Raw genomic sequence first — 22,019 nt, 5'->3', positions numbered from 1 at the left:
GTTCATTGATGACAAAAAGTCCGGGAAAACACTCCCGGACTTTTTGTCGCACTGCATCAAGTTTATTTATCTTCTGGATCTGCGGTTTCGTTCTCTGGCTCTTCGTTAACTGCATCCGTAGTTGATGAAATTTCTTTTGCATCGCTGCTTCCTTTAGCAGCCAGCTCTTGCTCTTCCTGGCGGACTTTTTCAGCTTCTTTCTTTTCAAGTGCCCGTTTGGCCTCTTCAAAAGACTGGGCTTTTTCGCTCGGATACTCTTCTGCAGCTGCGTCCGAAGGCATTTTGCCGGTTTCGAACAGGCTGCGGATTGTTTTCTCGTCCAAGGTTTCCAGTTCCAACAGTTTTTCAGCGATCAGGTTCAATTGTTCGCGGTGCTCTTCGAGGATCTGACGCGCACGGATATGCGCTTCGTTCATCATGCGGCGGACTTCCGAGTCGATCTGATAAGCGATGTCTTCGGAGTATGCTTTTGTTTGGCCATAGTCGCGGCCGACAAATACTTGATGATTCCCTTCATACTGCACAGTGCCCAACTTCTCGCTCATGCCGTACTCGGTGACCATGCTTCTGATCAGGCCGGTTGCTTGCTCGAAGTCGTTGCTTGCGCCTGTGGTTTGGACATTGAAGACAATTTCCTCGGCCACGCGTCCGCCCAGCAAGCCGACAACTTGCTCAAGCAACTCATCTTTCGTCATCAGGAAACGGTCCTCTTTCGGAAGCATGATTGCATATCCGCCGGCGCGGCCGCGAGGGACGATCGTAACTTTATGCACGATACGCGCATCGCTCAATACCATACCGACAACCGTATGCCCGGCTTCGTGGTAGGCAACCATCTCGCGTTCGCGCTTGCTGATGACACGGTCTTTCTTGGCAGGCCCGGCAATGACACGGTCATGCGCTTCATCGACATCAAGGGCATCGATTTTGTTTTTGTTGCGTCTGGCAGCCACCAAAGCGGCTTCGTTCAACAAGTTTTCCAGATCGGCTCCGGAGAACCCTGGTGTTTGTTGCGCGACGACTTTCAGGTCGACGTTGCTTGCCAAAGGTTTGTTGCGGGCATGCACTTTCAGTATCGCTTCACGGCCTTTGACATCCGGTCGGCCGACCAGGATTTGGCGGTCAAAACGGCCTGGGCGAAGCAAGGCCGGATCGAGCACATCAGATCGGTTGGTCGCGGCGATGACGATGATGCCTTCATTGCCCGAGAATCCATCCATTTCAACCAACAATTGGTTCAGTGTCTGTTCGCGCTCATCGTGTCCGCCACCCATTCCGGCACCACGTTGGCGACCGACAGCATCGATTTCATCGATGAAGATGATAGCGGGCGCTGCTTTTTTGGCTTGGTCGAATAAGTCGCGGACACGGCTGGCGCCGACACCGACAAACATTTCCACGAATTCCGAACCCGAAATCGAGAAGAAAGGGACTCCGGCTTCGCCGGCTACAGCTTTGGCCAACAAAGTCTTACCGGTTCCGGGAGGGCCTTCCAACAGCACACCCGCCGGAATTCTCGCTCCAAGCGCAGTGAAACGGCGCGGATCCTTCAGGAACTCCACAACTTCCACAAGTTCTTGCTTTTCTTCTTCTGCACCGGCAACGTCAGAAAAACGGACCTTGATCGGTTTCTTGGTGGCATCTTCCGATTTTGTTTTTCCGAAGTTCATGACATTGCGGTTGCCGCCTTGTCCGCCACCAGCTTGCCCCATCATCATGTACATAAAGAAAATGAAGATGACGATCGGCAACACGCTGAACAGAATGCTGATCCAAGCGCCGGATTGGTCCTCTTCCAACGGCACCATTTGCGTGTCCGTTGTTTTGGCGATTTCCGTGATTTGTTTCAGCGTTTCATCATTCGGCAGAACTCTGGTGGTGAAATTTTTCGTTGTTGTGCCGGTCGTATCGTCGAACAACAGCAGATCGCTGGATGAATCCGCTGCGTCCAACTTCTGCTCCGTGCGGTATTCTCCGGTGATTTCATAGACGCCCGCACCCGGCTGGATCGTAAAATTATCCACCTCTTCCGAGTTCAATGCATCCATAAATTCGCTTGATGAAATTTCTTGGCTCGTCTCGGTCTCCATGCCGCCCGTGATCATCGTGACCACTGCAATGATCGCAAGGAAGATCAGCACATAAAAGCCGCTGCTTTTAAGAAAATTATTTTTTTTCATTAGAACCTCCTCGTCAGATATCGTTCTTCGCAGACTTTATCTTACGTCTCATCTTTTTTGTTTGTACAATATACTGGTATCCAACTAATCATACCATATCTGACCAATTTTAACGAATGATTTTACTCGTAAACTTCGCTTTTCAGAATGCCGATATAAGGGAGATTTCGGTACTTTTCATTGAAGTCCAATCCGTAACCTACGACGAACTCGTTCGGAACGTTGATCCCGATGTAATCCGCTTCCAAATCAACGACGCGGCGCTCTTTTTTGTCCATCAGAGTGACTACCTTGATGGATTTGGCTTTGCGGTATTTGAAGATGTCGATCAGATAGCTCAGCGTCCGTCCCGTGTCGATGATGTCCTCTACAATCAAGAGGTCACGTCCGTCCACCGATGTATCCAAATCTTTCAGGATCTTGACGTCTCCGCTTGATTCCATTCCGGCTCCGTAACTGGAGACGTCCATGAAATCCAATTCCAGGTCGCAGTCCATCGCGCGCGACAAGTCGGTCATGAACATGACGGCACCTTTCAGCACTCCGATCACCAATGGATTTTTCCCTTTATATTCTTTCGTCAATTGCGCGCCCAAGTCTTTGACTACTGCGCTGATTTCTTCTTCACTGTACAATACTTCCTTGATATCAGGATGTAACATTTCTTTCACCTCAAAAATTTATTTAATGTAAATCAATCTAAAACACGTTTTTTCTTTATCATCTTCCGACAGCCAGACGGACTGGGCATAGCCCGGTATCCATAAAATACGTCCCTCGCCATCAGTGACGATAACAGCTTCTTTTCTCTCTTCAGCCGGAATCTTCTTATCCACAAAAAGCCGGCTCACTTTTTTTGTGAAGGGCTGTTCCTTGTTCAACGATATTTTGTCACCCGACCGGCGCGAGCGCACAGTCAGCGGCAGCAGGGTTCCAGCGTCCGAGATCCCGACGATTACAGCCCCCTCAGGCAAATCCTTTGAAAACGCATTATCTCCATGAAATAATCCTATTCTACCATGAGATGGCAAGCTTACCCATCTATTTAGCTCCAATTTTTCCGAAAAATCAAAAAAATCGCTGCTGGCGGAATCAGGGGATAAGAAAACAAGTTTATCATACCTTTTTCTGGCCTGCCACCCTCCAGCCAAAGATATTTGCTTTTGGGGGGCCGGATTTTCGATAAGGTCCAGGACGGCACCGATCTGGCTCCTGCGAAAGTCATGGCCAGTCTCTATAAGCTGCTCAGTCACAAAATGGCTGAGCACAAGGCGCTGCAGGGAAGGCTCGCATGCTTTCCATGCGTCCAAATCAAGAATCCATTGTGCTTCGGCTTTTGTGAACAAGCGGCGGAACGTCTGCGCCACAATCGGTTGGACAGTTTTCAGGACATCTTGGAGATCATCCGAAAATTCCCCGAAATGCCTGGATGCTTGGTTATTCTCCGCTTTGAGCAACGGGATGACGCTGTTGCGGAATCTGTTCCGTGTGAAAATCAATTCGGCATTGGAGCTGTCTTCCCGATACGGGATTCCGGCGATTGCGCAGATCCGGTAGAGCTCCTGTTTTTGGAAGGGCAACAGCGGGCGAACCAGTTGCCCGCTCCCGAAAGCACGCGCTGCGGCGATTCCGGAGATGCCTTGGAGTGTGCTTCCCCTCACCAGACGCATCAGGATCGTCTCCAGCTGATCATCAGCGTGATGGGCGGTCGCGAGACAGGTAGCCGGCCATGCTGCCATCATTTCGGCAAAAAAAGCATAGCGGAATTCCCTTGCTGCCATTTCCAGGTTGGATTGCGGGTGGTTTTCCTTTGGCCAGTGCTTGGCAAAGAAAGGAATCCCCTGGCTCCGGCAGTAGTTTTGGACCATCCAGAATTCTTCATCCGACTCTTCTCTGAGATGGTGATGGATGTGCACAACCGCAAATTGCGGGCGCCATTCCACCGGCATCCGTTGAATGAGCCCCAACAACGCCATGGAATCGGCGCCCCCGGATACCGCCACGAGCAATCGACTTTGGTTGTCCCACAATCGGTGTCGTTCCACCTCTTTGCATAAGCGCAGCATATACTCCTGCATAACATCCCTGCTCTCTTTTCTTCCTAAAGCAAAAAAGAGGGTGCGACAATCGGTTTCCCTTTTGCCCATCCTCTAGAAATCACTGTTATCTATCCGCGTCTGCCGCCACGGCCGCCGCGTTTGCCTTCCGTATTGCGCTTGATGGAAGTCAGACGGTCTTCGCTGTCCTTCAGGAAGCTGCTCATCAACGAATCGAAATCGTTTTTAGGGCTTTTGTCCTGATGGCCGGAGAATTCTTTTCTGCCTTTGGAAAAAGAGCCTTCCGGACGAGGAGCTGAACTTTTTTGATAAGGTCTACTTTCTCGTTGAGGTCTGGAAACTTCCCCTGCTGGCTTGTCCACAGCTTTACGGATGGATAATCCGATCTTTCCGTCATCTGCAATCGACATCACCTTAACGGTAACTTCATCGCCAACCTTCAAAACATCTTTGATTTCCTTTACAAAAGTATCAGAAATTTCACTAATATGAACTAATCCTGTCTTACCGCCACCTAAATCAATGAATGCACCAAAATTTGTAATTCCTGTAACTTTTCCTGATACTTTATTCCCAACTTCAATCGACATAAAAAAAAAGTTCCTCCTTCATTTTTGCTCAACTAATTATAACACGGATCATGCAGAAAAAAATAGAATCTTTATCCATCAGCGGGCTCATGAATCCGAATCGGTTGCATTTCCTTGTTTCTCGGCCATTTTCGTCTCATTATCCTCAGGCAAACTGAAGATGACCTCTCCATCTTTGCTCAAATAATATTTGCTTCGCGCCAATTTGGCGATGTATTCCTCATCCTGCAATAATTTGACTTCATAGGCCAATTGCGTATTTTTATCCTCCGCCTGCTTTTTCTCGGTCCGGGCCAAAGCGATGGCGTCATCCAACCTGTTGATTTCAAGCCAATTGCCCACCGTTTTCCACAGGCAAGGCACAATCAGGGCAGCACCGACGAAAAAAATCAGGGACAATCTTCGCATATGGGCTTTCTTTTCCCGTTGAAATATACGTTTCTGGCTATGCTGCGCCTTCGTAAAATCATTTTGCATCACGGTTACGTTGTCGGCAGAATGTTTTTTCGTCTTTTCCTTCACCTGATCGCCTCCTTGAGAACTTCCCCAATCCCGTTATCTCAAAATCCTTTTGCACCTCTGCTCATGTAAAAGTATAGAAGAAACGGCGCGGATTGTCCATGGCATTTCACAGCCTCAGAAACGATTTTCTTCCGTCCGGGGCGCGACCGTCTCGCTGATGAGTGTATACATTTCCTGCGCTTCATCTTTTTTGGTCGTTTCCACAATTTTATCGACGCGCACGACAACCGTCTTGTTGCCGAATTGCAGCGTCATTTCATCGCCCACCTTGACGGTTGAGCTTGATTTGGCTTGTTTCCCGTTTATCAGGATACGGCCTTTATCCGCCACTTCTTTGGCGACCGATCTGCGCTTGATCAAGCGGGATACTTTCAAAAATTTATCTAGTCTCATTGGAATTCCCCTTTTCTTTTGCTTTTATGGCTTGCCACATTTTATCGATTTCTTCGATCGTATCGGCCTTCACCCCATCAAAAACATGGGGATGGCGTCTGCGCATTTTTTTGTTCAAGGTTTCCAGGATATCCTCCAGCGTGAAAAAGCCTTCCCGCTCGCCGAATGAAGCGTGATAGAAAACTTGCAGCAGAATATCACCCAACTCCTCGATCAAGTTATCGATATCGTCGTTCTGGATCGCTTCGGCGACTTCTTCGCATTCTTCCTTCAGATAAGGCAACAAGCTTTCGTGCGTCTGGGATTGCACCCACACATCCTTGTCCACAATCGCATCCATGTAGGCTTGGGTCAGTTCAAAGCTTCTGGTGCGCTCATCCGTCTGCAGAGGCGGCACATACAAGGAAAGCAAATTATGCACACCTTCAAGCCTGTCCATCTCATACAGCGGGCACCAAGTTACTTTCTGGAGCTTCGTACCTGCTGCATCGACCAGCGCCACCTGATGCTCATCCGGATACTTCTCCATCAGTTTCAGCTTCACATCGCTGGCCACAAATTCATTGAACACTTGCATGACGATCAGATGGTTGCCTAAGCTCAGCTGATCCTGGTGAAAGGTCAGGCCGTCCAACAACTGGAACCCCTCAATCGGATCGATGGCCACCGCCTGAAAGAAATCATCGATGAAACTCTTGCCGCCGACCAGCTCCACTTCAATCCCCGCCTGGTTCTGCAGCAGATACTTTACGGAATCCTCCGCTACCAACGGGTGTCCAGGAACAGCATAAATCAGGTCCTGCGTCTTTGCCTTTTCCAGCAAATAATCCGCGATTTGACGGTAGACGTCCTCAAACTTATCCTTGGACTCGTACACAGCATCGAAACTTTCGAAGCGCACCCCGGCAGCCTGCAGATTTTCGACGACCGGATGCTCTTTGGTCCGCAGATGGACAAATTCAGCCGCCAGCAGCTTGCTGTATATGCCGTAAGGCAATTGCTCCAAGTCGCCGGCTCCGAGCCCCATTATTTGAATTTTACCCATAAATCCATCCCCTTCTTTAGGTCTTGCCTATTTTAAGCCCCTCGTTCTGTCCGGCAATTTGCGCAGCAATTTTTTCCCGAACGGAATACTGATCCACTCCCTTAAAGTAAAGAGCTTCGCTTTTAGAATATACCATAAAAATACAGCTACACCCGCGCAAACCGTCACTGCCGCAATCGCGGAATCCGCCAGCCGGCCGCCAGCCATGAAAACATACCTTTCCAGACCGATCCGGAGCGACCCTGCCGTTACGAACAGCACAACGCAGCCGATCATCAGCTTCAACAGGAATTTATCCGCGAACCAAACGTCCCTCAAGGCGCGTTCGCTTTGCAGCCAAAGCAACAGCAACATGGCGCCCAAGCCGGCAATCAAGGCGATGCTCGCCCCCATCGTACCCAATGTTTTCACCAACAGCAGATTGCCGCAAAACTTGACCGCAAGAGCTACAGCCAAAGCTGCCAAAGAAATTTTATATCGGCCCAAACTCTGCAGGATGGACTGATAGGCGGTCATCACCGAAGCCGCAAAGATGGCCAAGATATACACGGACAGAACCGCGATGCCCTCCCGGTCCCCGAAGAGCATGTTGTTGACGTTCGGCAGAATGGCCAGCAATCCCGTCACCGCAGCCGCCGAAAAGACGCTTGTCATCCGCAACAATGAGACGGCGGAACGGACAAATTCCTGTTGGCGCCCTTGCGCATGCGCTTGGCTCATCAGCGGAATGAAGCTGGCTGAAAAACCGGTCCCTACGACCATGCCCAATTGGACCAGCGGCTGGCCGCGGTCATAGACCCCTTTGACATTTTTTGCCAAATCGCTGGCTGCACCGCCGTCCAACAGGCCGTTATAAAGCGTGAACGAATCGATCAGCTGGAACAGGACGAGGATAGCGCTCAGGAGACAGATCGTCATCCCTTCCGTAGCATAGCGCCGGACCAGGATTCCCCACTGGCCTGCAGGATCAGCCTTTCTTGGCTGCTGCCCATCAAGCGCGTACGCTGCGTTTTGGCGCCTTTCATTCTGATAGGCCCCCAACAGGATCGAGCTTGCCAGGACTGCACCGATCGTCGCCCCGCTCATGGCATTCGCCCCCATCACATACAGGTCGCCCTTGGTTTTCGTGTACAGATACGCCGCAATAAGAATCGCACCGACACGCACCAATTGTTCGGAAACCTGCGAGACGGCTGTCGGTTCCATGCGGTAGTTCCCTTGGAAATACCCGCGCAGCGTCGCCAATAGCGGCATCCATAAAAACATCCAGGATACAGACTGCAGGATCGGTTTCAGGTCCGGATCCCCCATCAGTTGAGCCAGTTGGCTCGAAAAGCCGTAGATGCCCAGAAACAGGCTGAAGCCGAACCCCCCCAGGATGACCAAACTGCGCCGCATCATCCGTTGGCGGGTCGCGCTGTCCGCCGTTTCTGCTATCATCTTCGAAAGAAAAACCGGAAAACCGGACAACGCGAACGTCATGCCGATGCCGTAGATCGGATAGACCTGTTGGTAGACGTAGAAACCTGTATTTCCCACCATATTCTGAAAGGGCACGCGATAGACCGCACTGAGTATTTTGGTGACGAAAGCGGCCAAGGACAGCAACAAAGCCCCTTTCATCATCTGCTTCAAGCGATTATTTTCCATCGGCCGCTCCTGCTGTCCCATTCGTTTCATCCGGTTCGGCAACGCAGGCTTTGACGAATGCGTTCAAATGGTTCAGCCATTGGCGGTTCGGCAATTTCCCGATCGCCAGACTGACCACCAACCGGGCATTATGCAGGCTGATCTGCGCTTTCAAAGGTATTTTGCTGAGCGCTTCAAACACAGCGGGCCCCTGCAAGCGGACGGTCGCTTCCTGCGAATAGGTGATGGCGATCGTATCGCCCTGCCGTTTGATCGTCTCGATCTGGCTCTTCTCGGCATAATTTTTGATCAGACCGACTTCCAACAGATCGGAAACTTCTTGCGGGTAATCACCGAAGCGGTCGATCAGATCCGCATCGATTTCATCATGATCCGCAACGCTGTCGATGCGTTGGATCCGTTTGTAGAAGTCGATTTTTTGCCGTTCATCCTCTATGTACTCCGCCGGGATGTAGGCATCGATGCCCAAGTCGATTTCGACGATGGAACGTTTCGCTTTTGCTTTGAGGCCGCGTTTAGCCGCAACCGCCTCCCCTAGCATCTCGGAGTAGAGATCGAATCCGACCGAGTCGATGAAGCCGTGTTGTTGGGCGCCCAGGAGGTTCCCGGCTCCACGGATCGACAGGTCGCGCATGGCGATCTTGAAGCCTGCACCCAGCTCCGTGAATTCTTTGATGGCCTGCAGCCTTTTTTCGCTGACCTCATTCAGGATCTTGTTCGGCTGATACATCAGATAGGCATAGGCGATCCGGTTTGTCCGTCCAACCCGACCGCGCAGCTGGTACAGCTGCGACAAGCCCATCCGGTCCGCGTTCTCTATGAACAGTGTGTTGACGTTCGGGATATCCACGCCCGTCTCGATGATGGTCGTGGTGACAAGCACATCGTAGCGGCCTTCGATGAAATCCATGATGACGTTCTCGAGCTGGACTTCGGTCATCTGGCCATGCGCCACTGCGACACGGACATCCGGCACGAGCTCGCGGATTTCTTCGGCTTTCTTCTCGATCGTTTCCACTCGGTTGTACAGGTAAAAGGCTTGTCCTCCCCGAGCCAGCTCCCTTTCGATCGCATCCCGGACAGCTCCGTAATTCTGCTCCATCACGTAGGTCTGGACCGGGTAGCGGTTTGCCGGCGGGGTCTCGATGACCGACAGATCCCTGACTCCCAGCATCGACATGTGCAGCGTGCGCGGTATCGGCGTCGCCGTCAACGTCAGGACATCGACAGAGGCTTTCAGTTGTTTAAGGCGTTCCTTGTGTTTCACACCGAAGCGCTGTTCTTCATCGACCACCAACAAGCCCAAATCCGCGAAAGTGACATCTTTCGATAGGATCCGATGCGTGCCGACAACGATATCGACCGTCCCTTTACGGATGCCGTCCAACGTTTCCTCTTGCTGTTTTTTCGTGCGGAAACGGCTCAGCAATCCGATTTCAAAAGGGTAGTCCTCGAACCGTTGCATCAATGATTCGTAGTGTTGTTGCGCCAAGATGGTCGTCGGGACGAGGAATGCGGCTTGCTTGCCCTCCTGCACCGCCTTGAAGATCGCCCGCATCGCCACTTCCGTTTTTCCGTATCCGACGTCACCGACCAACAAGCGATCCATCGGTTTGCTGCTCTCCATGTCTGCCTTGATTTCTGCGGTACTGCGCAATTGGTCATCAGTTTCCGTGTAAGGGAAGGCATTTTCGAATTCGAGTTGCTCCGGCGTATCCGGCGGGTAAACATATCCTTTTTCCGATTCACGATTCGCATACAGCTCGATCAACTCATCGGCAATATCTTCGATTTTGGAGGCGACTTTCTTTTTCGTTTTCGCCCATTCCGTTCCGCCCAATTTGTGCATCTTCGGCGTTTTGGCATCGGAAGAAACATATTTCTGGATCAGATGGATTTGTGTCACGGGAATGAACAATTTTGCGCCTTCCTGATAAGCGATCGACATGTAATCCTGGTGGACGCCCCCCACCTCGATGGTTTCCATGCCCGTATACAGACCGATCCCGTGGTTGACATGGACGACATAATCGCCGGGATTCAGTTCCGTATAGCTCTTCAACCGCTCCGCATTCGTCATTTTCTGGCGGTGCGGCTGTTTTTTCGTCACTTTATTGAAAAGTTCTTTCTCGGTTACGAACACCACTTTTTCCTGCGGCAATTCAAAGCCATTGGCCATTCCGCCGACCAGGATATTGACTTTGTTTTCAAGAAAGGAATCCTTTCCTTTGATGTAGCTGTGGATACCGAAATCAGCGAATGTCCGCTGCACTTTTTCGGCACGTTCAGCGGAAGGGACCACGACGAACACTGTCATGTGCTGCTTCAGCCACCGTTCCATTTCCAGTTTCACTTGCGGCATCTGGCTGAAGAAGTTGTTCAGTGTGCGGTACTGGAAAGGATAGACTCCATGGAACCGCATATTCCCGAATCCCCTATGAAACAGAGCATAATAGATGCGATGCTGTTTGGACTTTTTGATCACTTCGCGGATATCGGCGGTGAAATCCTGCGAAGGCAGACAGACGCCTTCCTCCACCTTCATCATTTTCCATTCCGCCGATTCGCTCTCGATCGTTCTTTCCACCTCGAGAATCCGGTTATAATCGTCCACAATCAGCAAGGCATCGCTTGCGATATAATCCAGCACTGTGGGCTGTTCAGGATAAATCAAGCTTGTATAGAATTGGGGGTTCCTGTTCAGTTCACCCAGCTGCATATTCTCCGTCAATTCGGCGAAAACGCTCGTCAGCGTTCCCTTGACTTCTGGTTGTTTGATGCCTTTGATGGCTTTTTCCGCTTTTTTCGCAACTGCATCAGCTTGCTTCGCCACTTCCTCTTTCGGGAAAAGCGTGTCATGCGCCGGCAGGATCCGGGCGTTTTCGATGTACTCTCCCGACTTTTGGGTGTAGGCATCGAAATAACGCAATGTATCGATTTCGGTATCGAACAATTCGATCCGCAAGGGGTTTTCCTCGTTCAAGGCATAAATATCGATGATGCCGCCGCGGATACTGAACTCACCCGGTCTGGCGACCATTCGTTCGCGTGTATAGCCCATCGCGACCAATTTTTCCGGCAAGCTTTCCAGATCTGCTTCTGCCCCTTTGGAAAAATCAAGGCAATGATTTTCCCAGATGGAAGCCGGGGAAAGGATTTTTTTGAATCCCGCAGCCGGAATCACAATGATCCCTTTTCTGCCGCTCTTCAGAAAGTCCAATGTCTCGACCCGTTGACTGCGGTATTCGGGCGATGAAAAAGCCAGTTCGGCCGCTACCGATTCCTCAACCGGAAAGAGATGGACGGGGATAGCTGGAGACAGTTGACTGATGTCTTCATAAACCTGGGTCGCCTGCAGCAAGTTGGGTGCCAAAACAACGATTGGCTTCTGCAGCTCTTCATACAGGATACTTGTCAACAGGTTGCGGCCTGAACCGGAAAGACCTGCAACCAGTTGCGGCAACTCGGCGTTGATTTCAGACAATAATGTCTGGATATTTTTTGTATTCTTTAAATATTTCTCTATGTCTTTCATGAATATTCTCCTCGTTCATGGTGTGTTCTGCAAAAAAAGGCTATCGTTTTCATGTTGATTCGCCTATCCAGGCTGCGACAGACACAAAAGAGGTCCAGCTGAAGCTGAACCTAACCTTTTTTATTGAATTGATTCATCGTATCCAAAAAATTATTCCCTTTGATGAAGTGGCCGATCGCTTCGACACTCTCTTTCACTGCCGCAAGCATGTCGGCATGTTCGTCTTGCGGGAAAGGACTCAATACGTGCTGAATGACCGACATGTTATTTTTGGGCCTTCCGACTCCGATGCGGATCCGGTTGAAATCCTGCGTGCCCAGATGCTGAATCAGACTTTTGATGCCATTATGTCCGCCGGCTCCGCCCTTTTGGCGAAGCCGTATCTTGCCGACCGGCATATCCATATCATCATAAACGACTACCAGATCCTCGATCGGTATGTTGTAATAATCCATCAGCGGCCTTACCGCTCGTCCTGAATCATTCATGAAAGTCAGCGGTTTGACGAACAGCACTTTTTCTCCGTCCAAGGTAGTCTCTATGTATAACGCTTCAAATTTATTTTTGTTGTACTTTTCTTTATTTTGAAAAGCCCACTCGTCCAAAGTAATAAAGCCGACATTATGCTTCGTGTCGGTGTACTTCGGGCCTGGGTTCCCCAATCCTACGATCATTTTCATGTGTATTCCCCTATATTTTGCATTCATTGTTATGTTCGCAAAGGCACAGACGACTGCCTGCTTCCTCTTTTGCGCGAAAAAAGGCTGCGCGAATATTATCCGCACAGTTTGCTTTTGAACAGTATACCACATTCCCCGGCTAAGCGTAAGAAATTGGTCTGCAGACGGGTTAAAAATCTTGTGAAAAAAATATCAGCTCTTTGTTGAAAACAACGCTAGTTTATTTTATAATATTTTTATATAATATTTCACAGGTTGTTCACTGTTTATCCTTTGCGTGCAAGCGCGCTGGTTCTGAAAATCTTTGCCGAGAAGGATAGGCCTAAAGAGTAATCGCCTTAATGAAGTGTTATAATAGAACCAGCAAATAGTGAGAGGAGTATTATAATGGCAGAATTGAGTGGAAGTACAGGACAAAAAATTATTTTGGTCGGTGACGGCGCTGTAGGTTCAAGTTATGCGTTTGCACTGGTTACACAAAACATTGGTCATGAGTTGGGTATAATCGATATCAACAAAGCAAAAACAGAGGGGGATGCCATCGACTTATCCCACGCGTTAGCCTATACCTCGCCCAAGAAAATTTATGCGGCGTCATACGCAGATTGCCACGACGCTGATATCGTTGTTTTGACTGCAGGAGCAGCTCAAAAACCTGGCGAAACACGACTGGATCTGGTAAGCAAAAACCTGCGTATCTTCAAGGCGATCATCGGAGAGATCATGGCCAGCGGATTCAACGGCATCTTCTTGGTTGCATCCAACCCAGTGGATATCCTTACTTATGCAACCTGGAAATTCTCAGGACTCCCTGCTAACCGCGTCATCGGTTCCGGTACTTCCTTGGACAGCGCCCGCTTCCGTCAAAGCATCTCTGCGTTGGTCGGCGTAGATGCACGTAATGTTCACGCCTATATTTTAGGGGAACATGGTGATACCGAATTCCCGGTATGGTCCCACGCCAACGTCGGCGGCCTGCAAATCTATGAATGGGTAAAACAAACTTCAGCTGTTGATGAAAAAGCTTTGGTCGATGTGTTCTTCAAAGTGCGCGATGCGGCTTACGAAATCATCGAGAAAAAAGGCGCGACCTTCTACGGTATCGCAGTCGCTTTGGCCCGCATCACAAAAGCGATCCTGAACGACGAAAATGCGATCATGCCTTTATCCGTCTACTTGGATGGAGAATATGAGCACAAAGATATCTTCATCGGCGTGCCGGCAGTCATCAACCGTTCCGGTATCCGCAACATCATCGAAATCCCATTGTCCGATGCAGAACAGGAAAAAATGGATCTGTCCGCTACGACACTGAAAAAAGTGTTGGAAGAAGGATTTGCCAGCCTGGAAACAGACGAAAAATAATAGTTGCAAAGTTCAACACCCGCTGGCCCCTTCCGGGCCGGCGGGTGTTTTTTGGTTTTTGGGGCAGTCTTCGGTGATTTGGTGTTTGTGCGGGTGCAGGGATGCGGGATTCGGCGGCAGGAAAGATGTTTTTTTCCCGTTATCCATCTTTTCCGGCTGCAACCCGAAACCTGAAGCTGCTCCCCGCAAACAAAAAAGCCCTCCGGCAGGAGGACTTTTTTGTGCAGCCATTCATTCTTAGTCGATGATCACGAATTTTTCTTGGAACAACGGGCTTACGGAGCGGTTTTCGTGGATACGTTTGATTGCTTCGGCGATCAATTGTGACACGGATACCTGTACGATTTTTTCGCTGACTTTTTCCTCAGGGATGTTGATGGAGTCAGTCACGATCAGTTCTTTGATTACGGAGTTGTTGATGCGGTCCATTGCCGGACCTGACAATACAGCATGTGTGCAGCAAGCATAGACATCCTCTGCGCCTGCATCTTGCAATGCTTGGGCAGCCAAGGTGATTGTGCCGGCAGTATCGATCATGTCATCGATCAGGATACATTTTTTGCCTTCGACATTACCGATGATGTTCATGACTTCGGCAACGTTCGCCTTCGGTCTTCTCTTGTCGATGATGGCGATCGGAGCTTTGATGAATTCAGCCAGTTTGCGGGCTCTTGTCACACCACCGTGATCAGGGGAAACGACAACCACATCATGATTGAGGACTTCATGATCCAAGAAATAACTGGCCAATAACGGAGCTCCCAATAGATGATCGACCGGAATGTCGAAGAAACCTTGGATTTGAGGAGCATGCATATCAAGTGTCAATAATCTGTCAGCGCCGGCTTGAGTGATCATATTCGCCACTAATTTAGCAGTGATAGGCTCACGTGATTGCGCTTTGCGGTCTTGGCGAGCATAGCCATAATACGGCAAAACAACGTTGATTGTTTTTGCGCTCGCGCGTTTCAAAGCATCGATCATGATCAAAAGTTCCATCAAGTGGTCATTTACCGGAGAGCTTGTCGATTGGATGACGTACACGTGGCAACCGCGGATACTTTCGTCGATGTTGATTTTGATTTCTCCGTCACTGAATTGGGATGAAGAAAGGGTTCCTAACTCCACACCAACGTCAGCCGCAATTTTCTCAGCCAAGGGGCGATTCGAACTTAAGGAAAAAATCTTAAGTTTTGGATCTTGATAATTTTCTGTCATGATAATCCTCCGTTAATCTGTTGTTTTTACCAAATGAAGCACATACTGATATTGTATTTTCAAAATCATTCTACCATACATGCATAATGTTTTGCTTTATTTTTCGGCTGGCGGCAATTTTTCCCAGTAGCCGGGTTTGTTCTCCTGGCGGCTGCGGGCGATGCCCATCGCGCCTGCAGGAACGTCTTTGGTGATGGTCGAACCCGCAGCCAGGAAAGTATTGGCTTCGACTTTGACCGGTGCCACGATATTCACGTTGCAGCCGATGAACGTATTGTCACCGATTTTGGAACGGTGTTTGTGTTTGCCGTCATAATTCACGAAGACAGTGCCGCAACCGACGTTGATGTTTTTGCCAAGATCCGCGTCCCCCACATAAGTCAGATGGCCGACTTTTGTATCTTCGTCCAGTACCGCATTTTTCACTTCCACAAAATTGCCGATGTGGACGCGTTTTCCGATATGGCTGTTCGGTCTCAGATGGCTGAACGGACCGATGTTGCTGTCGGATTCCATCACGGAGTCCTCCAAGTTCGAGCTTCTGACTTGGACACGGTCGCCGATGGTCGTATTGCTCAGTTCCGAACCCGATCCGATGAAGCAATCTTGCCCGATGACGGTTTTCCCTTTCAGGAATACGTTCGGTTCAATGATTGTGTCGCTTCCGATGATGACATCCGATTCGATGTACGTATTATCAGGATCGATCAAGGTAACGCCATTGCGCATATGCTTTTCATTGATGCGTCGCTTCATGTATACGGAAGCTTCAGCCAATGCGACCCGGTCGTTTACGCCCAGAGCTTCCCCCATATCGCTCATCTGATAAGCCGTCACGATTTCGCCTTGATTCTTCAGGATTTCGATGACATCCGGCAAGTAGTATTCGCCTTGCGCATTGTTGTTCCCGACGGATTGCAGCGCAGCAAACAACAGCTTGTTATCGAAAGCATACGTGCCTGTATTGATTTCCTGCACGCGTGCTTCCTCCGGAGAAGCGTCTTTTTGTTCCACGATTTTTTCTACATTATCTGATGCATTTCTGATGATGCGGCCATAACCGGTCGGATCATCAGCCTGCGCAGTCAGGATAGTTGCTTTCGCTTTTTTCTCTTCATGGTATTGCAGCAAAGCTTCCAACGTCTCTGCAGTCAGCAACGGTGTATCGCCGCAGATGACCAAGGTCGTGCCTTCTTCGTTCTCCAGCACAGCTTGCGCCTGCAGGACAGCATGCCCTGTTCCCAATTGTTGCGCTTGCAATACATATTCCGAACGATCTCCCAAGTATCCTTTAACAGTATCAGCGCCGTGCCCCACGATTGTCACAACTTTCTCTATGCCGGCAGCCTCAACTTGATCCACGACGTGCTCCACCATTGGTTTTCCGCAAACTGCATGCAATACTTTGTAAAGTTTGCTTTTCATGCGCGTTCCTTGACCAGCGGCAAGTATGATTGCAAAACGATTAGCCATAAGCAACTCCTATCTTTTCATTTTATTCCTTCAACTAAATTATCTTAGCCTAAAAACTTGCTTTTTTCAATATGATGTCGTATATAAATTCAGACTTCTTTTCATTTTCTAATGGAAAAACGAAGAATACGGATACATTGTTTCTTATTGACCGGTTTTTTGGATATACTTGTAGACAGAAGGACACCTCGAAAGGACTGATCCCAATGACAAAACCGACTGCATCATTTTGGATCCACAAACTGCTGCTGCAGCCCCACGCGGAAGGCGGTTATTTCCGCGAAACCAGCCATTCTCCCGAACTGATCGTTACCGAGGATCGGCGGGAACGCTATCTCTACAGCAACATCCTTTTCCTGCTTACGGCAGATAACCCTTCCCATTTTCACCGCCTGAAATCCGACGAGGTCTGGTACTTCCACGAAGGCAATGCTTTGACGATCCATCTGCTGCACCCCGACGGCTGCTATGAAGCGGTGAAAATGGGCCGGCAGACTGAAAAGGGCGAACTTTTCCAATTTACGGTTCCGAAAGGGGTCATCTTCGGTAGCAGCATCGAAGGCCAATCCGGCGACTACGCGCTTGTAAGTTGCATGGTCTCGCCAGGGTTCGATTACCGGGATTTTGAACTGCTGCCATACGACGCCTTGCTGAAGGATTATCCTGATTGCGGACCTATTTTGGAAAAATTGGCCTACAAAACATTGCCGGGAACTTCTTTCCGGAGCGGGCCAACCTGACCCGTCTGCCCCCCGACGCACGAAAGAGCCTGATCTTGAACGCGTGTTCAAGATCAGGCTCTTTGGCTTCAAATTATGCTAATTCGGTGCCTTCATCGAAATAATTGCCCAAACCCACACTGATGGAATGATCCTTCAAATCGATATTGTTTACGCGGATCAGCGACGTATAGTCGAATACTTCGCGTTTGGAATTGTAGCCGGCTTCAGCGAACACCGTGACGCCGACCGTCTCCGATTCGAATTCAGCGATCATGCTGCGCATCCCGTTGATGGTGCCTCCGCCCTTCAAGAAATCATCGACGATCAGCACTTTGGAACCGCGCGCCAAACTGCGCTTGGAAAGCTCCATTTTTTCGACCCGGTCGGATGAACCAGACACGTAATTGATGCTCACAGTGGAGCCTTCGGTAATTTTTGAATCCCGGCGCACGATGACGAACGGCACATTCAGATAAGTGGCTACCGCTTGCGCGATCGGAACCCCTTTGGTAGCTACCGTCATGACTGCATCGACTTTTTTGTCGACGTATTGCGCCGCGATCACGCGCCCGATTTTCTGCAGCAGCTCCGGGTTGCCCAGCATGTCGGAAAGATAAACGTAGCCACCCGGCAACAGCCGATCTTTGCTGTTCATGATTTCGCACATTTCTTCTATAATTTCACGGGCATTTTCCTTTTTGATTGTCGGAATATATTTGACGCCTCCCGCTGCACCCGGCAACGTTTCGACAATCCCGGTTCCCCGATCTTCGAATGTTTTTTTGATGATGGATAAATCTTCACTGATGGATGATTTCGCTGATTCATAACGTTTGGCGAAATAGGTCAACGATATCAACCGATGCGGTCTTTCCAACAAATAACGGGTCATGTCGACTAACCGTTCACTACGCTTTATTTTCAATCCAAATCTCTCCCCATTCACGTACTTTTCCTTATTATATAGTTGATTCCTGAAAAATGAAAGCTTTTAATTAATTATTGTTCGTTTTTAATCGAATTAATACAAAAAAAACAAGAGCAATGTTCTGCTCTTGTGCATATATCTTATTGTTAAGATTCTACTTCTTCTCGGCGACGACTTTGTAGATGCTGGTCAATACGAACATGGCCACAAACACCAAAGTGATGGTGGCACCGGGAGGCGTTCCGTATTGATACGATGCGAACAATCCGCCGTACATCCCTGCCAAACCGATCCCGATCCCAAGCAGGATGACACTGTTGAAGGTATGGACCAGCCTCATCGAGATGGCTGCCGGCAAGATCATGATGGAGGACACCAGCAAAGATCCGGTTATCGGCATCACCACGCTGATCGCAACACCTGTGATCACAGACACCAACAGCGACATCAGCCGGACCGGCAATCCCGCTGTATGGGCCGTATCCTCATCAAACGTCAATACATACAACGGCTTGCGGAAAATCAGATACAGGGCCACGACAATAATCGCCAATGCCAACAAAATCAGGATCTGCTGATCATTGATGGTGATGATCGACCCGAACAGATACTGTTCCACGCTTGCGTTCTGCTTTCCTGATACGAAACTCATCAGCACCAACGCGACCGCCATCCCTGTAGCCATCAGGATTGCGACCGATATTTCCGAATAGCCTTTAAAAATGACGCGCAAATATTCGATGCCGATCGCCGCCAAGATGACGATGCCCAACGTGGTGAGCGTCGGATTGATGTTAAGGAGCATCCCCAAGGCAACCCCTGCCAAGGAAACATGCGACAGCGTGTCCGACATCAAGGATTGCCGGCGCAGAATCAGCAAGAGACCCAAAACGGGCGCCATGATCGCGATCAATGTTGATGCTTGGAAGGCTCTTTGCATAAATCCATAGAGAAACATCTCCAAGGCGAATCCTCCTTTCTGACCAACTGAATGTGGGTATCGACAAATTCTTTGATATCTTCGTGTTCATGCGTAACCATGATGATCGCTTTGTTGTGGACTTGCGAATTGTGCTTCAGCAAGCGATAGAAACGCTCACGCGATTCCTTATCCATCCCTGTTGTCGGCTCGTCCAACACAAACAAGTCCGGATCGGTCGCAAAGATGCGTGCCAAAGCGATGCGCTGCTTTTGGCCACCGGAAAGTTCACCGATTTTTTTGTTGCGCATCTCCCACATGCCCACTGATTCCAAGGATTTTTTTACGTGCGTATGGTCTTCCTCGTCCAACTTTTTGAACCACTTGCCTTTTTGATATCTGCCGGACTCGACAAACTCAAGTACACGGCTCGGAAAACCGATGTTGAACGATGAAATCTGTTGCGGTGCATAACCGATCGTGAGTTTTTCTCCGCGATAATTCACCTTCGAAATCGTCGCGCTACCTTCCCTGGGGCTCAGAAGACCCAGGATGCTCTTCAACAAAGTCGATTTTGCCGCACCGTTCTCGCCGGTGAGGATGACAAATTCCCCTTCATGCACCTGGAAGGTGATATCCTGCAGGACAGGTTCATCGTCGTAATAGAACGACAGATGCTGTACATCGATGTAATCCACTTGAATTCCTCTCTTCTGTTATTGGATCACTTTTTTCAAAGCTGCCAAATTCTCTTGCATCACACTCAGATAATCTTTGCCGGCTTTTTGGTCCTCATCGGTTATCCCTTCAAGCGGACTCAAAACTTCCAAGGAAGCCCCTGCCCCCTCGGCAAGCGTTTCGGCCGTTTTGGAAGAAGCGCTGTCCGAATAATAGACGGTCGTGATCCCGTTGTCGACCATGAATTGCTGCAGCTCAGCCAATTTGGCGGGGTTCGGTTCCGCGTCGGAAGACACTTCGGAAACCGCCACTTCAGTCAGGCCATAGCGGCGTGCGATGTAGCCGAAAGCGGCGTGCTGCACAACGAATGTGCGGTGTTCGGCATTCTCAAAAGCAGTCTGATAAGCCGCATCGAGTTCCGCCAATTTCCCTTTGAATGCAGCAGCGTTCGCTTCGTAACTGTCTTTGTTGGCTTGATCCGCCTCGAGCAACCCGGCCAAAATCGCGTCTATCTCCGTTTGAGCGTACACAGGATCCAGCCAGACATGCGGATCGACATTGTGGTCATGCCCGCCTTCTTCTTCGCTGTGCGCTTCTTCTTCAGCTGCAGCCTCTTCGATTTCAAAAAGGTCGATATCCTCGGCAGCTTCCACAATGATCACTTCGCTCGATTCGATGGATTCCAATACACTCGGCACCCACGTTTCCATCTCATCGCTGTTGTAGATGAACACATCAGCGTCAGCGATCGCCGCGATATCCTGCGGTGTCGGCTCATAGCCATGCGACTCTTGTCCGGCATCAAGCAAAACGGAAACTTCGCCGTTGTCTCCCACCACATTCTTCGCAAAGTCATACATCGGATAAAAGGTCGTGACAACCTTGATTCCCTCTTCAGAAACGCCTGATCCGCCGTCCCCGTTCGTTCCGCAGCCGAATAAAGCAAGGACTGCCGCAGACAGCAGTCCGGTCATTTTCAGTCTATTTTTCATAAATGATTATTCCTCCAAAACGTAATGATTCCTGTTTAAGTCCCGATAGATACTTTATCACAACAGGCTGCAGCGCGTCAACCATTCCGCTTCCGTTTCACAAGCAAAAACCGCAAAGCCCATTTGAGGGTTTCGCGGTTCTTTTTTTGTCATTCTTCGTTGAGCAGGCGAACCATGTATACTTCTTCGCAGAATCCGCGCAGGCTGTTGTAGACCCTTTTGATGCGCGATGTGTTTCTGCTGAAGCCGATGATGGTAGGCCCGCTGCCGCTCATCGTGACGCCTTCAAGGCCGTATTTCTCCATCCGGTCTTTCAATTGGCGCAGCTCCGGATGCTTGTGGAAGGTCACCTGTTCCAACGCATTTCCTGCATTCCGGCACATCCGTTCGTAATCCCCCTCCTCGATGGCCTGCGCTACGATCCGGGAGGTCGGCTTATGTTGCAGTTCTTCGACAGCGAGCAGCCGGAAAATCGTCTTCGTCGAGACGCTCAAGCGCGGTTTTGCCAAAATCACCCAGCAGGACGGCATCGGCCGCAACTTCCGGACGATTTCTCCCCGCCCAGAAACAAAAGCCGTGCCGCCCACTATGCAGTAAGGAACATCCGAGCCGACCTGATTGCCGATCGCGATCAGGTCCTCAACGGAAAGATGCAGCTCCCAGATCTTGTTCAGTGCCCGCAAAGCCGCGGCAGCATCGGTACTTCCTCCGCCCAATCCGGCAGCTACAGGGATTTTCTTGTCGATTTCGATCTTGACGCCCTTTTTGATCCCGCAATGGTCTTTGAGGAGCTTCACTGCTTGGTAAACGTGATTCCGCGTATCCACCGGCAAAAAGACTTTGTTCGTGTAGATTTTGATTTCATCTTCTTCGAGAGGAGTAAAAGTAAGATGGTCCGCGAGGTCGACCGAAGCCATCACCATTTCCAGTTCATGATAAGAGTCATCTCGCTTATACAATACATCCAGCGCCAAATTTATTTTTGCCGGTGCACGTTCAATCCATTCCATCGCTCCACGCTCCCCTCCACTGTTCTTATACTACAATACTAGCGTAAGCTTGCCGTTTTTAA

At 49.7% G+C, this 22,019-nt stretch carries 19 protein-coding genes; 2 read left to right on the top strand and 17 right to left on the bottom strand.

All coding sequences use genetic code 11. From position 1 onward, the window contains the following. Positions 1 to 62: 62 nt before the first annotated feature. From ftsH to pth, 10 genes are all read right to left on the bottom strand, one after another. Complete coding sequence (gene ftsH / locus BMX58_RS07910) at positions 63 to 2,180, bottom strand: ATP-dependent zinc metalloprotease FtsH (RefSeq protein WP_068623377.1); 2,118 nt, start codon at positions 2,178 to 2,180, stop codon at positions 63 to 65. A gap of 122 nt (positions 2,181 to 2,302) precedes the next feature. Beyond that, a complete protein-coding gene (gene hpt, locus BMX58_RS07905; RefSeq protein ID WP_068623378.1) occupies positions 2,303 to 2,842 on the bottom strand; it encodes a hypoxanthine phosphoribosyltransferase in 540 nt (179 codons plus the stop codon). 18 nt (positions 2,843 to 2,860) lie between these two features. Next, positions 2,861 to 4,258, bottom strand: coding sequence for a tRNA lysidine(34) synthetase TilS (gene tilS, locus BMX58_RS07900; protein ID WP_165605751.1), 1,398 nt, complete (start codon positions 4,256 to 4,258; stop codon positions 2,861 to 2,863). An 89-nt stretch (positions 4,259 to 4,347) separates the two neighbouring features. Beyond that, complete coding sequence (locus tag BMX58_RS07895) at positions 4,348 to 4,827, bottom strand: S1 domain-containing RNA-binding protein (protein WP_068623379.1); 480 nt, start codon at positions 4,825 to 4,827, stop codon at positions 4,348 to 4,350. 87 nt (positions 4,828 to 4,914) lie between these two features. After that, positions 4,915 to 5,349: an FtsB family cell division protein gene (locus tag BMX58_RS07890; RefSeq protein ID WP_068623380.1), complete on the bottom strand. Its 435-nt coding sequence runs from the start codon at positions 5,347 to 5,349 to the stop codon at positions 4,915 to 4,917. Positions 5,350 to 5,463: 114 nt separating this feature from the next. Beyond that, on the bottom strand, positions 5,464 to 5,742 hold the full coding sequence (locus tag BMX58_RS07885) for an RNA-binding S4 domain-containing protein (RefSeq protein ID WP_068623381.1): 279 nt from the start codon (positions 5,740 to 5,742) through the stop codon (positions 5,464 to 5,466). After that, positions 5,729 to 6,787, bottom strand: a complete 1,059-nt coding sequence (locus BMX58_RS07880) for a MazG nucleotide pyrophosphohydrolase domain-containing protein (RefSeq protein ID WP_068623383.1) — start codon at positions 6,785 to 6,787, stop codon at positions 5,729 to 5,731. The genes BMX58_RS07885 and BMX58_RS07880 overlap by 14 nt, the downstream gene beginning before the upstream one ends. A gap of 27 nt (positions 6,788 to 6,814) precedes the next feature. Continuing rightward, on the bottom strand, positions 6,815 to 8,437 hold the full coding sequence (locus BMX58_RS07875) for a putative polysaccharide biosynthesis protein (RefSeq protein WP_068623384.1): 1,623 nt from the start codon (positions 8,435 to 8,437) through the stop codon (positions 6,815 to 6,817). After that, positions 8,427 to 11,972 (bottom strand): transcription-repair coupling factor, encoded by a 3,546-nt coding sequence (gene mfd / locus BMX58_RS07870; protein WP_068623385.1) that lies wholly within the window; start codon positions 11,970 to 11,972, stop codon positions 8,427 to 8,429. Before mfd ends, BMX58_RS07875 begins: the two co-directional genes overlap by 11 nt. A 110-nt stretch (positions 11,973 to 12,082) precedes the next feature. Further along, positions 12,083 to 12,652: an aminoacyl-tRNA hydrolase gene (pth, locus tag BMX58_RS07865; RefSeq protein WP_068623387.1), complete on the bottom strand. Its 570-nt coding sequence runs from the start codon at positions 12,650 to 12,652 to the stop codon at positions 12,083 to 12,085. A 387-nt stretch (positions 12,653 to 13,039) separates the two neighbouring features. Between pth and BMX58_RS07860 the strand changes: the two genes are divergently transcribed. Beyond that, on the top strand, positions 13,040 to 14,017 hold the full coding sequence (locus BMX58_RS07860; protein ID WP_068623389.1) for an L-lactate dehydrogenase: 978 nt from the start codon (positions 13,040 to 13,042) through the stop codon (positions 14,015 to 14,017). Between the two features lie 237 nt (positions 14,018 to 14,254). On the opposite strand, the gene BMX58_RS07855 is transcribed toward BMX58_RS07860, so the two are convergent. Together BMX58_RS07855 and glmU are read right to left on the bottom strand one after the other, a co-directional pair. Next, complete coding sequence (locus tag BMX58_RS07855) at positions 14,255 to 15,235, bottom strand: ribose-phosphate diphosphokinase (protein WP_068623391.1); 981 nt, start codon at positions 15,233 to 15,235, stop codon at positions 14,255 to 14,257. A gap of 96 nt (positions 15,236 to 15,331) precedes the next feature. Then, complete coding sequence (gene glmU, locus BMX58_RS07850) at positions 15,332 to 16,708, bottom strand: bifunctional UDP-N-acetylglucosamine diphosphorylase/glucosamine-1-phosphate N-acetyltransferase GlmU (protein WP_068623393.1); 1,377 nt, start codon at positions 16,706 to 16,708, stop codon at positions 15,332 to 15,334. A gap of 206 nt (positions 16,709 to 16,914) precedes the next feature. Between glmU and BMX58_RS07845 the strand changes: the two genes are divergently transcribed. Further along, positions 16,915 to 17,448 carry a cupin domain-containing protein gene (locus tag BMX58_RS07845; RefSeq protein WP_068623395.1) on the top strand — a complete coding sequence of 178 codons (534 nt, stop codon included), beginning with the start codon at positions 16,915 to 16,917 and terminating at the stop codon, positions 17,446 to 17,448. A 73-nt stretch (positions 17,449 to 17,521) separates the two neighbouring features. Here BMX58_RS07845 and purR read toward each other — a convergent pair whose 3' ends face one another. The 5 genes from purR to ispE all read right to left on the bottom strand — a co-directional run bounded on the left by purR (position 17,522) and on the right by ispE (position 21,957). After that, a complete protein-coding gene (gene purR / locus BMX58_RS07840; protein WP_068623397.1) occupies positions 17,522 to 18,355 on the bottom strand; it encodes a pur operon repressor in 834 nt (277 codons plus the stop codon). 157 nt (positions 18,356 to 18,512) lie between these two features. Further along, positions 18,513 to 19,322 (bottom strand): metal ABC transporter permease, encoded by an 810-nt coding sequence (locus tag BMX58_RS07835; RefSeq protein ID WP_068623399.1) that lies wholly within the window; start codon positions 19,320 to 19,322, stop codon positions 18,513 to 18,515. Then, the gene (locus BMX58_RS07830) at positions 19,268 to 19,975 is read right to left on the bottom strand and encodes a metal ABC transporter ATP-binding protein (RefSeq protein ID WP_068623401.1); all 708 of its coding nucleotides are present in this window, start codon (positions 19,973 to 19,975) and stop codon (positions 19,268 to 19,270) included. Before BMX58_RS07830 ends, BMX58_RS07835 begins: the two co-directional genes overlap by 55 nt. An 18-nt stretch (positions 19,976 to 19,993) precedes the next feature. Further along, complete coding sequence (locus tag BMX58_RS07825) at positions 19,994 to 20,947, bottom strand: metal ABC transporter substrate-binding protein (protein ID WP_068623403.1); 954 nt, start codon at positions 20,945 to 20,947, stop codon at positions 19,994 to 19,996. A gap of 149 nt (positions 20,948 to 21,096) precedes the next feature. After that, complete coding sequence (gene ispE, locus BMX58_RS07820; RefSeq protein WP_068623405.1) at positions 21,097 to 21,957, bottom strand: 4-(cytidine 5'-diphospho)-2-C-methyl-D-erythritol kinase; 861 nt, start codon at positions 21,955 to 21,957, stop codon at positions 21,097 to 21,099. Positions 21,958 to 22,019: the final 62 nt, after the last annotated feature.

It is taken from the genome of Trichococcus ilyis (assembly GCF_900109135.1).
Classification (GTDB): domain Bacteria; phylum Bacillota; class Bacilli; order Lactobacillales; family Aerococcaceae; genus Trichococcus; species Trichococcus ilyis.
Note: the sequence above shows the minus strand (reverse complement) of the source record. Positions and strands in the feature narration are given on the sequence as shown.

Bases quoted from the DNA above. Each gene is read 5' to 3' on its own strand.
- glmU (WP_068623393.1), bottom strand. From the start codon at position 16,708: ATGGCTAATCGTTTTGCAATCATACTTGCCGCTGGTCAAGGAACGCGC.
- BMX58_RS07885 (WP_068623381.1), bottom strand. From the start codon at position 5,742: ATGAGACTAGATAAATTTTTGAAAGTATCCCGCTTGATCAAGCGCAGA.
- BMX58_RS07875 (WP_068623384.1), bottom strand. From the start codon at position 8,437: ATGGAAAATAATCGCTTGAAGCAGATGATGAAAGGGGCTTTGTTGCTG.
- ftsH (WP_068623377.1), bottom strand. From the start codon at position 2,180: ATGAAAAAAAATAATTTTCTTAAAAGCAGCGGCTTTTATGTGCTGATC.
- BMX58_RS07860 (WP_068623389.1), top strand. From the start codon at position 13,040: ATGGCAGAATTGAGTGGAAGTACAGGACAAAAAATTATTTTGGTCGGT.
- tilS (WP_165605751.1), bottom strand. From the start codon at position 4,258: ATGCAGGAGTATATGCTGCGCTTATGCAAAGAGGTGGAACGACACCGA.
- BMX58_RS07880 (WP_068623383.1), bottom strand. From the start codon at position 6,787: ATGGGTAAAATTCAAATAATGGGGCTCGGAGCCGGCGACTTGGAGCAA.
- hpt (WP_068623378.1), bottom strand. From the start codon at position 2,842: ATGTTACATCCTGATATCAAGGAAGTATTGTACAGTGAAGAAGAAATC.
- mfd (WP_068623385.1), bottom strand. From the start codon at position 11,972: ATGAAAGACATAGAGAAATATTTAAAGAATACAAAAAATATCCAGACA.
- pth (WP_068623387.1), bottom strand. From the start codon at position 12,652: ATGAAAATGATCGTAGGATTGGGGAACCCAGGCCCGAAGTACACCGAC.
- BMX58_RS07855 (WP_068623391.1), bottom strand. From the start codon at position 15,235: ATGACAGAAAATTATCAAGATCCAAAACTTAAGATTTTTTCCTTAAGT.
- BMX58_RS07825 (WP_068623403.1), bottom strand. From the start codon at position 20,947: ATGAAAAATAGACTGAAAATGACCGGACTGCTGTCTGCGGCAGTCCTT.
- BMX58_RS07845 (WP_068623395.1), top strand. From the start codon at position 16,915: ATGACAAAACCGACTGCATCATTTTGGATCCACAAACTGCTGCTGCAG.
- BMX58_RS07895 (WP_068623379.1), bottom strand. From the start codon at position 4,827: ATGTCGATTGAAGTTGGGAATAAAGTATCAGGAAAAGTTACAGGAATT.
- ispE (WP_068623405.1), bottom strand. From the start codon at position 21,957: ATGGAATGGATTGAACGTGCACCGGCAAAAATAAATTTGGCGCTGGAT.